Origin of the sequence: Nostoc sp. (assembly GCF_036916735.1) — a bacterium.
Classification (GTDB): domain Bacteria; phylum Cyanobacteriota; class Cyanobacteriia; order Cyanobacteriales; family Nostocaceae; genus Nostoc.
Map to the genome: position 1 here is coordinate 70776 of NZ_JBALFV010000033.1, position 12604 is coordinate 83379.

The following is a 12604-nucleotide window of genomic DNA, read 5'->3' on the forward strand; positions in this document are numbered from 1 at the left end:
TGCTCTATGCTCTTTCAATGTATTCTATTCCGGTTGTATCCTGTTTATTTAATAATATTTGACCTAGTAAATAATTCGCTGAGGCATGGTGAGCATCACGATGAATAATTTCTTGTAATAGTGGTATAACCACTTCTTCACCATCAAACTCAAATGTTAAAAAGGCTCGTTTAGTAGCTTCATCTAAAGTTAGCTGTTGTGTTTTGGCTTTTTGATTTAAATCTTTTAAAGTAGCTATTGATTGTTGAAAATTAGCATATTTTTGTCGCCAAGGTGTTGCTATTTCTTCTCGCCAAGTTTGACTAAAATGTGCGATAAATTTTTCTAACCTATTTTCCAATAAGTTTTGAGCAGCACTGATTTCAATTGGTGCAAATATAGCTAATTCCTGCTGAGGATTGAAGATGTATCCCAAGGCTTTTAGTCTATCTGTCAGGCAAGGATGAGTATCAGCATTATTAGTTTTTTTTGTTAAAGCTTCCATTAAATAACTACTTGTTATTTCCTGATGAAGTCTCTGACTTAAAGCCTGTTGCATAGCCATATAAGTCATTTTTGGTGGTTCGATTTCTGTTTCAACTTGTTTATAGATGCTAGACCAAAAATATCTTTCTATAAATCTAGCTTTGACCTCCACATTTATCAAAGCTTCAGCAGCATTTTGTTCTCCCGTTAGCTCAACGGCACATCTATCTGCTTCATATTCATCCATCCGTGCCAACACAAAAGAATAGGCATTAAAAAACGGGCTGTACCATGTCAAAAACCGATCAAAAATTAATGATGATACTTCATTTCCACCTTGTCGTAGCCCTTTAATAATGCGATACCATGTTTCGCGTTGGCGATAAATCCAACCACTAAAACGGCTGTGATTTCTTGATAAATGTCCTAGTTCATGGGCTAAGACAGCACGAAATTGTTCGGGTGGCAGTGCTAGCATGAGCGGTAGACCCACAATTAAGTAATTTTGCTGCCATCCCAGCAAACCTAAGCGTGGTCTTTGGACAACCCCTGCATTAAAATCGTTGGTCAGCAGGATCTGGTGAAACCGTGGAGCTTGTAGCTTCGATGAGATTTGGTTAATTAAAGAATAGAGATTGGGTACATCTTTGGGTTGTAGTGGTAAACCTGTAGGCGGGGGAAAAGAAACCCATAGCGATCGCACTAACACCAATGCGAACGCCAGCAAAAACAGAACACCTTTTACAGATGAGGCATGAATTGACTGAGCCTTAAGCATCAAAAAGATAATACCTACCAACAGAGTCAAGGTTACAACTAGAACCAAAAATATATATGCGTACCCTAAAGTAGCCAAAAAACCAACATGCAATTTATAAAGATGCGGTTGTTTATTTGCAAAAACTTCTAACTTCTCAATTAGCTTATCAAAACGCTCTTGAGTGAAAGTCATAGATATGTATCAGCCTCATAAAACTGTAATATAACTGACACAATATCTCTATGACTTACGTAAAAACTCAGAAATCATTGGGCATTATGCATTGGGCATTGTCCCCTTGTCACAGCGCGATGAGGTGAAAAAAATCCGATGCCTCAATTAAGTGGATATCGAGCTTCCATATAATAGTTGAAGAAGTACAACAAACTGAAACATTCTGGTTGGCATCTAAGCGGTTCAATTGAAAATTTGCCTTCAGCACGCTACGTGAACACAACGGGAGAACACAAAATCTATGACCAGACTAGAAACCCGCACTGAACCAATGGTGCTAAATATGGGGCCACACCACCCATCAATGCACGGGGTTCTGCGGCTAATCATGACTCTGGATGGCGAGGATGTCGTTGACTGTGAACCAGTTATCGGCTATTTGCACCGGGGAATGGAAAAAATCGCTGAAAACCGTACTAATGTAATGTACGTCCCTTATGTCAGTCGCTGGGACTACGCGGCGGGAATGTTCAACGAAGCGGTTACTGTCAACGCCCCAGAAAAGCTTGCAGGTGTTGCTGTCCCCAAACGCGCTAGTTACATCCGCGTCATTATGCTGGAATTGAACCGCATCGCTAACCACTTGCTGTGGTTTGGCCCTTTCCTCGCTGACGTAGGCGCACAAACTCCCTTCTTCTACCAGTTTCGGGAACGGGAGATGATTTATGATTTGTGGGAAGCTGCCACAGGTTATCGGATGGTGAATAACAACTACTTCCGCGTTGGTGGGGTAGCAGCCGATTTACCTTATGGTTGGGTAGATAAGTGTCTAGAATTTTGCGATTACTTAGTACCTAAAGTTGATGAGTATGAACGCTTAGTAACCGATAATCCCATCTTCCGGCGACGTGTTGAGGGTATTGGTACTATCACTCGTGAAGAAGCAATTAACTGGGGACTTTCTGGCCCAATGTTACGCGCTTCTGGTGTGCAATGGGATTTGCGGAAAGTTGACCATTACGAATGCTACGACGATTTCGACTGGGATGTACAGTGGGAAACCGCCGGTGATTGCTTTGCCCGTTACGTGGTGCGGATGCGGGAAATGCGCGAATCTGTAAAGATTATTCGCCAAGCAATTAAAGGACTTCCTGGCGGCCCTTACGAAAATCTGGAAGCCAAGCGTTTAGCCGCAGGTAAAAAATCCGAGTGGGATGGATTTGATTATCAATTCATTGGTAAAAAAGTTTCCCCCACTTTTAAGATGCCCAAGGGTGAAATCTACGCCCGTGTAGAAAGTGGCAAAGGTGAATTGGGAATTTATTTGGTAGGCGAGGATAACGTCTTCCCTGCACGTTGGAAGATTCGCGCAGCAGATTTTAACAACCTTCAGATTGTCCCCCATTTACTGCGGGGCATGAAGGTTGCAGATATCGTGGTGATTCTTGGCAGTGTTGACGTAATTATGGGATCTGTAGATAGGTAAATAATATCTATCTAAATACTTTTTTAGAGCAGTTGTATTTCAGTGCAACTGCTCTATTTTTTTATGATTTTGAAGACGCGATAAATCGCCGTCTCTACAAAGGACCGATTATTGTACAGACGGCGATTTATCGCGTCTCTTGTCTGACATCCTTCACAAATCTGGCTGGAAAAGTTTTTTACTCATATAACAGATGTACGAAATATTTATAGAGTTTTAAATAATGCCCCGGATTTTTGACAATATTGATTTACAATTGCTACCGATTTTACGAGAAACCCTCAAAATCTCCTATCGAGCAGATTTTTGCGTTGGCTACTTCAATCTCAGAGGTTGGCGAAGAATTGATGATTTAATTGAACAGTATGTTGGTAGTGAAAATGCTTGTTGCCGTTTGCTAATTGGGATGCAAAGTTTGCCCAGTGATGAAGTTCATGCGGCATTTTCCCTTAGTAGTAGTGATGGACGGATTGACAACAGTAGCATTGTACGGTTTAAAAAACGCATGGCGGCAGAATTTCGTCAGCAGTTGACTATTGGTGCGCCGACTAATGAAGATGAAGCGGGGTTGCGGCGGTTAAGTCATCAGTTAAAAACTCAGAAAGTAATTATTAAACTGTATCTCCGTTATTCTCTCCACGCCAAGTTATATCTTGTGCATCGCTATGACCCTAACATACCCACAGTGGGATTCTTGGGTAGTAGTAATTTAACCCTTCCTGGACTGGCGAAACAAGGGGAGTTGAATGTTGATATTTTAGACCACGATGCTTGTAATAAACTGCAAAAGTGGTTTAGCGATCGCTGGCAAGATTACGGTTGTGTAGATATTTCTCAAGAACTCGCAGAAATTATCGATCAAAGCTGGGCAAGAGTTGAGTTAATCCCACCTTACTACATCTACCTGAAGATAGCTTACCACTTATCCCATGAAGCGATCGCTGGACTTTCTGAATTCCGCATCCCCCGCGAATTTAATAACTTATTTGATTTCCAAAAAGCCGCCGTACAGCTAGCAGCACGTCATGTAACTAGGCGTGGCGGCGTATTAGTCGGTGATGTGGTCGGTTTGGGTAAAACTTTAGTTGGAACCGCCCTTGCCAAGATATTACAAGAAGATTGTTTTTTTGAAACACTAATTATTTGCCCAAAAAACTTGGTGCAAATGTGGCAAGAATATGTAAACAACTATCGGCTACTTGCCGAAGTTATGCCAATTAGTCAAGTACAAAATAAATTACCAAAACTCCGCCGCTATCGAGTTGTGTTAATTGATGAAAGTCATAATTTACGTAACCGTGAAGGTAAACGTTATCGAGCAATTACAGAATATATTGCTGCCAATGAAAGTAAATGTATTTTATTATCAGCTACTCCTTACAATAAAAGTTATCTTGACCTTTCCGCCCAACTCCGGCTATTTGTGCCAGAAGACCAAGATTTAGGATTAAGACCAGAAGCTTTAATTAATGAACTTGGTGGCAGTTCTGTAGGAGAATTAGAATTTATTAGAAAGCATCAGTGTTCTGTACGTTCTTTAGCTGCCTTTGAGAAAAGCGAACACCCTGATGACTGGCGAGAATTGATGAAGCGTTACATGGTGCGACGCACTCGCTCTTTTATTAAAGATAATTATGCCCAAACAGATGAAACCGGGCGGAAATATTTAGAATTTGCTGATGGAAGACGTTCTTATTTTCCCCAGCGTCTACCTCATAATCTTAAGTTTCCTCTTGAAGGTTCTAACACAGATTTTTATGCTCGCCTTTACTCTGAGTTAGTAGTAGAAGTCATTAATCAACTGAATTTACCTCGTTATGGACTAGGAAATTACGTTATTGCTAAACACAAACAACCGCCGACAGACACCGAACAACGCTTTATTAATAGCTTATTTCGTGGCGGTAGGAGGTTAATGGGTTTTTCTCGCACCAATTTATTTAAACGTTTAGAAAGTAGTGGTGTTGCTTTTATTCAATCAATTGAGCGCCACATTTTACGAAATTTTATTTATATGCTCTAGAGCAGGGGCTTGATATTCCGATTGGAACACAGGAAGCTGAGTTATTAGATACAAGTAATAATGATGAAGATGCTGATTCTGTAGTAGCAGCCTTGTTTGATACCGAAACAGAAGAAGATGATTCCACTGCTTTGCTGCAAGTAGAGAGAGAGGAAGGAGAAGTAACTTCTTTTTCTAACGAGGATGAGAAAGCATCTAAAACAGAAAAAGTTTTTCGTCAAAAAGGAGAATCAATTTATCAAGAATATACAACTCGATATCAACGAAGATTTAAATGGCTGCGGTCTACAGTTTTTGATATTAAAAAACTGAAACAGGATTTGTTAGAGGATGCCAAAGCACTGATTAATATACTGCAACAGTGTGGCGAATGGAATTCTCAACAAGATGAAAAACTTGCTGCTTTAATCAAATTGCTAACAAAAACTCACCCCAACGATAAAGTACTAATTTTCACACAATTTGCTGATACAGTCCGCTATCTTGCAAAGAATTTGCAGTCGAGTCATATTACTAATGTGGCAGGGGTGACAGGTCAATCTAAAGACCCAACAGTAATCACCGGAAGATTTAGCCCTGTGAGTAATGGAAAACAGGAGCAAATTTCATCATCAGATGAGTTGCGAATTTTAATAGCCACCGATGTTTTGAGTGAAGGTCATAATTTGCAAGACTGTGCAATTATTGTCAATTGGGATTTACCTTGGGCAATTATTCGCTTAATTCAACGTGCAGGAAGGGTAGACCGCATTGGACAAAATGCTGACCAAATTCTCTGTTATTCTTTTTTACCAGCCGAGGGAGTAGAACGCATTATTAATTTGCGGGGACGACTCCGTAAACGACTGCAAGAAAATGCTGAAGTAGTGGGAACTGATGAAGCTTTTTTTGAAGACGATGATGCACGGGTAATTCTTGATTTATACAACGAGAAATCTGGAATTTTAGATGGCGAAGAAGATACAGAAGTTGATTTGACATCAGAAGCATTTCAAATTTGGAAAAAAGCCACCGATGGTAATCCAGGTTTGAAAAAAACGATTGAAGAAATGGAAAATGTAGTTTATTCTACTCGCGCCCATACTCCTCAACCAGTGCAACCGGAGGGGGTATTGCTTTATATGAAAACCACCGAGGGAAATGATTCTTTGATTTATGTTGACCGTGATGGAAATAGCGTTACTCAATCACAATTAGCAGTTCTGCGGGTAGCGGCGTGTGAAGAATCTACCCCAGCGATACCCAGAGATAAACAACATCACGAGTTAGTGCAAAAGGGTGCTGAATTGATTGCTGAAGAAGAGAAAAATGCAGGCGGTCAATTAGGGCGACCATCAGGTGCAAGGTTCCGCACTTATGAACGACTGAAAAGTTATGTTCAAGAAATGAAGGGAACGCTATTTGTCAGTGAAGAACTTTTAAAAGCAATTGATGAGATTTACCGTTATCCTTTGCGACAGTCAGCCATTGATACTCTAAACCGTCAACTGAGAAGCGGTATTAATAATCAGCAGTTGGCTGAGTTAGTTGTGGCGTTACGGATGGATGACCGTTTGTGTATTGTAACTGAAGAACTGGAGAAGCGAGAACCTCAGATTATTTGTTCTTTAGGATTATTTGGTAAGAGACGCGATAAATCGCCGTCTTTACAATAATCAGTCCTTTGTAGAGACGGCGATTTATTGCGTCTTTAAAGCTTTGATAATGTTGGATTACCCTGCGGGAAGCAAGCTACGTTCCTCAACCCAACCTACGCCTTACGAAAAACACCTAAATAAGAAAGCAAACTGGGGTTTGAATAAGTAAAAGCTGATTTGACTTGCGTAAAACACTGAAATGAGAAAGCAAACTGGGGTTTGAGAAAGCAAAAGCTTATTTGACTTGCGGAAAACACCAAAATGAAAAAGCAAATTGGAGTTTGAATAAGTAAAAGTTGATTTTGCTTGCGGAAAACACCAAAATGAGAAAGCAAAAGCTTCTTTTGAGTAAGTCAAAGCTCATTTTGAGAAAGCATTTCAGTATTTTTATAAAGCAAACGGGCATTTTTATAAAGCAATTAGGCATTTTGGTAAAGTAATCAGCAAATCTACCTGACAATTAAAAATCACAGCTGTACAAATTAAGCTGATGCTCAAATAAATCGATAACTTTTTCGGTAGTATCGCTGAACCTTAATCAAGCATAAAGGATTTATAAAGTATAAAAATCATGGGTAAAAATTTAACTCGGATAAAGAGGGTTTCTTAAAGTCTGTCAGCGCAGACTTAATTTTTATAGCCACAGATTTATTTTATGAGTGGCAAATTTACCATGCTCTTTTTTTATTGTTTAAGCATGGTAACTTATGCCACTTAATTTTCAACGAACACGCGATTTACTCTCTAATTTCCAATTTAGTGATTTGTTTATAGAGCAATTAGGTTGGTCGCAACCTTCAAGGCAAAAACCTGTAACCTTAGAAATTGAGAACAAGAGATATCAATACCATAAGATTGCTGAACTTTCAGGTGTTGCAATCTTTGAAATCACCGCAGCAGATGGCAAAATACCAGAAGCGAAAGTTAGAATTGTTATTCATCAAGAAATTACTAAACTAATAGCTGAAAATCTTCTCATTTTTATTACCCAAGAACGTACACGTAGTCTTTGGTATTGGGTTAAACGAGAAGGAACTAAAAGCTACGTTCGTGACCATTTATATGTGAAAGGTCAACCAGGAGACTTATTTTTAAGTAAGCTTGGTTCTTTAGTCATTGATATTACTGAATTAGAACATGGCAAACCGACTGTTGTCGAAATTGCTTATAAACTACAACGCGGGTTCGATGTTGAGCCAGTAACTAAGAAGTTTTACAAGGAATTTCAAGAGCAACACCAGAAGTTTTTGCTGTTTGTGAAAGGAATTGACAATGAAACAGATAGACGTTGGTATACATCGGTAATTCTCAACCGTCTGATGTTTGTTTATTTTCTCCAGCGTAAGGGTTTTATTGATAATCATGATTTAAATTATCTGCAAAATAAGCTTGAACAAAGCAAGCAAAAAGGTGAAAATTCTTTTTATGCGGAATTTCTTAAGGCTTTGTTTTTTGAAAGCTTTGCTAAACCTGAGATTGAACGCGATTTATCTGTACAGGAATTGGTAGGAAAGGTTAAATACCTGAATGGTGGACTATTTCTCAAGCATCATATTGAAGAGAAATATCAGATTTCTATAGTTGATGAGGCGTTTGAACAAGTTCTCGATTTATTTGAGCGTTATTCTTGGAATCTCGATGATACGCCTGAAGGTAAAGATGATGAGATAAACCCCGATGTGTTGGGTTATATATTTGAAAAATACATCAATCAAAAGGCTTTTGGAGCCTATTATACTAGACCGCAGATTACAGAATATCTTTGTGACAGAACTATCCACAAGTTAATTGTAGACCGTGTAAATGATGCGCTATCTGATAAGTATAAGCCATTTGAAGATATCAATGAACTTCTGATCAAGCTCGATACAAATGTTTGTCGTTCACTAATGGAAGATATTCTTCCTAATTTATCAATACTTGACCCAGCTTGCGGTTCTGGTGCTTTTCTAGTGGCGGCGATGAAGACGCTAATTCAAGTTTATAGTGCGGTAATTGGGACAATTAAATTAATGGGTGATGACACTCTAAAAAAGAAGCTTGAAGATATAGAAAATTTCCACCCATCACTACCTTATTTTATTAAAAAGCGTATTGTTTCAGATAACCTATATGGTATAGATATCATGGAGGAAGCAACGGAAATTGCTAAATTGCGTCTTTTCTTAGCTTTAGTTTCTTCTGCTAATGATGTGGAAGAATTAGAGCCATTGCCTAATATTGATTTTAATATTATGGTGGGTAATTCGTTGATTGGATTAATTAAAGTAGATGATACTGCTTTTGATGCAGTCGGAAATTCACTACAAGGAAATCTGTTACAGTCTTTAGCCGCAGATAATTATAAGAAAATTCTTGAAGAAAAGAATAAATCTATTGAACTTTACAAAAAACATGCTTTTATTCCTGGTGAGGAAAAACTTCCTGGTGGAGAACTGGGAACGCATCAAGATGCAAGGTTATTGAACTTACGTAAATCTATTGACAACCTTAATAAAGAATCACAAAAGAAGTTAAATCTTTTATTGTTGGATGAGTTTAGTCAAAAGCTGGGTATTAAATACGAGGAGGTTCAGTTAACTGGAAAATCACAGAAGCGTGTATTAAAGGTTGATGATATTGCAGCCTTGAAGCCGTTTCACTGGGGTTATCATTTTGACAAGGTTTTAGAAGGCGGCGGTTTTGATGCGATTATTACTAATCCACCTTGGGAAACTTTTAAGCCACAAGCTAAAGAGTTCTTTGTACAGCATAATGAACTGGTGACTAAGAACAAAATGGATATTAAGGATTTTGAGAAGGAACAGAATAAACTATTAAAAAATCCAATAATTGCTAGTACTTGGTTAGAATATCAAAGTCAATATCCTTATGTCAGCGCATATTATCGTTCATCTGAACAGTATAAAAATCAGATTTCTATTGTGAATGGTAAAAAAGCAGGTACGGATATTAATCTCTATAAGCTGTTTACAGAACAATGTTTTAATCTTTTGCGTTCAGGCGGTGAGTGCGGAATTGTAATTCCTAGTGGTATCTATACTGACTTAGGGACTAAGCAATTGCGCGAGATGTTGTTTAGTCATACTAAAATTACTGGTTTATTCTGTCTTGAAAATCGTAAGGAAGTTTTTGAAGGTGTTCATCGCAGTTTTAAAATAGTTGTTATTACTTTTGTAAAAGGTAGTACAACAACAGAATTCCCGTCTGCGTTTATGCGTCATGATGTGCAAGAACTTCAAACTTTTCCTAGTGATGATAGCTTGCAGATTAGTATTGATATGGTTCGTAAACTATCGCCTGATTCGGTATCCGTCATGGAGTTTAAAAATGAGGGAGATAGATATCCGCATTTGTAAGAAAATGCTTAAGTTTCCTCTGCTGGGTGAAAAAATTGATGGTAAGTGGAATTTGCGCTTAACTCGTGAGTTTGACATGACGAATGATAGTCATTTGTTTAAACAACAGCCAGGACAAGGGAAGTTGCAATTATATGAAGGTAAAATGATTCATCAGTTTACCCACTTATATGCTCAATCTAAATATTGGATTCATGAAAATGAAGCGCGTCAACAGTTACTGTCCAAAAAAGAAGATATTGGGCAAATATTAAGTTACCAGAAATATAGACTAGCATTTCGTGAAATAGCAGCTAGCACTAATGAACGAACTTTAATTTCTGCAATTATTCCAAAAAATGTTTTTGCCAATCATAAATTAACACTCAGCAACCTGAATAAATCAACAATTAGTACTCAAGAACTTTTGTATGTTTGTGGATTATTCAACTCTTTCATATTTGACTTTATGGCTCGACAACGAGTCACCACATCAATTTCAATGTTTATTGTCTACCAACTACCCGTCCCACGTTTAACAAAAAACGATCGCTACTTCAACGACATTGTACAACGTGCCGCTAAACTCATCTGCACCACACCAGAATTTGACGAACTCGCGCAAGAAGTCGGTTTAGGTTCCCATCAACAAGGCGTTATCGACGAAACAGAACGCGCCAAACTCCGCGCCGAACTCGATGGAATAGTAGCACACCTTTACGGCTTAACTGAAGATGAATTTAGCTACATCCTCACTACATTTCCAATTGTAAATGCAACCGTAAAAGAAGCAGCATTAAAAGCTTACCGTACCTTTGCCCCAATGTTTGGAGACTTACAAGTAGCATTTTGAATACTAATGGCACAACTATGAAGGTTTTTAATTATATTGGTTGACAAATGTCTGTAACTATGAATAAAAACGCGACTATGCTGCTTTATACTTAGGAGGACGGGTAAAGGCGATCGCTGATATTAAATTAGAGCCAATCCAGCCTTGTCACCGAGATTTTCTGTGCAATTTGCAGGTTCGCGCTCTTCCTTAGTTGCACCAATTGTCATCCTTAGAGGATTATAGGGATTACTAATAGCACATCACTGTTAAGGGCCTGATTATTGGTCGCCATCAGATATAGAAATGATGCAAACAGGGGCACAAATAGCAACAGATCGTAATATTCTGGATTAAGTAACTGTGTATTTAAATCGCATACAGTTAAGTAGCAGAGATACTCGCCAGCACTGATTTTTCTAATAAGGAGAAAGAACTGTGAAATTTGGTTACACGGTCATCTGGGTAGACGATGTAGTTAAAACAGTTGAGTTTTACGAAAAAGCCTTTGGTTTACTTCGTCGCACTCTCCAGGATAAAGGACAATCTATCTGGGCGGAAATCGAAACCGGAAACACCACACTAGCTTTCTCTTCTAGTAGCGAAGCACAGAAATTATTTCCTGGAGGCTGCCATGCTAACGATCCCACACAACCACCGCCATTAATTCAGATATCATTTATCACACCTGATGTTGGCAGCGCCTACATGAGAGCAATTGGGGCAGGTGCAAAAACACTAGATGCCCCGAAAAGCCAGCCTGGAGGACATACAATTGCTCGTGTCCGCGATCTCAATGGTGTACTGGTGTCCTTGGTGAGTGCCTAATAGCGATCGCTATCTTGAAATTGGTAATTCCCATATCGCAAGTTTTCATTGATTAAGGCATCAAACAAGCAAAGCTATAATTACCGTAGCCTCTAGCCACGTTCCATACTTCTATAACCGATCAGATTTTCACTTGGGTGGATGAGCTATTGCACCAAACAGCAGTCGATTTTCTGATGGTGCAATATCATTACCTGCTTTGTATACTATTTAGACAGCTAGGAGGTACCGGAACTTACTTTGCGTCGTCGCCGTCAAACACGCAACAAGACGACAAACCACGACGACGAACGAGAAAAATCCGGTAGTCCAGATGAATTAGAACCAAGTAGGAGCATCATCATCATCATCCTCTCCATCACTTATTTCCTCCGGATCGTGCCTCCCTGTATCGTCTAAACCTCTAAAAGAAGCCTCTACGGTAGCAGGTGCTAAGATCCACGAGTCGCTAGCATTTTCCACGGTAGTTATATAACCATCGTACTTTGTATCGGCAGCTAGGCTTTGATTACTGTAGGAGATGTTGGTGATGCGAACGCGATCACCATAGCGAATTGGACTTGCATCGCCATCCGCTTTAGTAATCTGCCAGCTTTGTTTATCCTCATCATAGCCATCTTGCCAATAGTAACAATCATGGCTATCCGCAAAAGCCCCCAAAATATTATTGTCGCCTATTGCTTTTTCTGTCGTTCTGATTTTGATGCGGCTGTTGGCTTGAAGCTCGCCATTACCGCCCACAAGTTCAAGTTTTGCTAATTTTTTTTTCTCTTGGCTCAACTTCGGCCAGTTGTAGCGTCCTTGTTCAACCGCAATCAAGTATTTTCCGCTCTCGTGTTTGAGAAAAAACTTATCATTAAACTTAATAGCAACTTGATTAACGACATCTTGATTAGACATGAGAATGTTCTCCTGATTAATTACACATTTGTGTTATTAAAACTTATCCAGAAATAGCAAAAGGTTTCTTGACCACCTCAACAATCAACCGTTACACATCCATCATCCAACGCATAAAGTCTTCTCCTCGATCCCCACCATCCATCTAAATCGTATGTAAG

Annotated in this window: 6 protein-coding genes and 2 pseudogenes; 6 read left to right on the forward strand and 2 right to left on the reverse strand. The window is 39.1% G+C overall.

Annotation, left to right across the window (positions count from 1 at the left end):
- Positions 1-4: 4 nt before the first annotated feature.
- A complete protein-coding gene (locus tag V7L20_RS08355; protein ID WP_334743624.1) occupies positions 5-1417 on the reverse strand; it encodes a M48 family metallopeptidase in 1413 nt (470 codons plus the stop codon).
- A gap of 283 nt (positions 1418-1700) precedes the next feature.
- Between V7L20_RS08355 and V7L20_RS08360 the strand changes: the two genes are divergently transcribed.
- The 6 genes and pseudogenes from V7L20_RS08360 to V7L20_RS08390 all read left to right on the forward strand — a co-directional run bounded on the left by V7L20_RS08360 (position 1701) and on the right by V7L20_RS08390 (position 11543).
- Complete coding sequence (locus V7L20_RS08360; RefSeq protein ID WP_334743625.1) at positions 1701-2885, forward strand: NAD(P)H-quinone oxidoreductase subunit H; 1185 nt, start codon at positions 1701-1703, stop codon at positions 2883-2885.
- Positions 2886-3108: 223 nt separating this feature from the next.
- Positions 3109-6563, forward strand: a pseudogene (locus V7L20_RS32560) (helicase-related protein).
- A 689-nt stretch (positions 6564-7252) separates the two neighbouring features.
- Positions 7253-9904, forward strand: a complete 2652-nt coding sequence (locus V7L20_RS08375) for an Eco57I restriction-modification methylase domain-containing protein (RefSeq protein ID WP_334743628.1) — start codon at positions 7253-7255, stop codon at positions 9902-9904.
- Positions 9876-10736, forward strand: coding sequence for a hypothetical protein (locus tag V7L20_RS08380; protein WP_334743629.1), 861 nt, complete (start codon positions 9876-9878; stop codon positions 10734-10736). Before V7L20_RS08375 ends, V7L20_RS08380 begins: the two co-directional genes overlap by 29 nt.
- A 73-nt stretch (positions 10737-10809) precedes the next feature.
- Positions 10810-11072 (forward strand): annotated as a pseudogene (locus V7L20_RS08385) (GAF domain-containing protein); the annotation flags it as partial.
- Positions 11073-11153: 81 nt separating this feature from the next.
- Positions 11154-11543: a VOC family protein gene (locus tag V7L20_RS08390; RefSeq protein WP_334743630.1), complete on the forward strand. Its 390-nt coding sequence runs from the start codon at positions 11154-11156 to the stop codon at positions 11541-11543.
- A 318-nt stretch (positions 11544-11861) separates the two neighbouring features.
- On the opposite strand, the gene V7L20_RS08395 is transcribed toward V7L20_RS08390, so the two are convergent.
- Positions 11862-12443 (reverse strand): hypothetical protein, encoded by a 582-nt coding sequence (locus V7L20_RS08395; RefSeq protein WP_334743631.1) that lies wholly within the window; start codon positions 12441-12443, stop codon positions 11862-11864.
- Between the last annotated feature and the right edge of the window lie 161 nt (positions 12444-12604).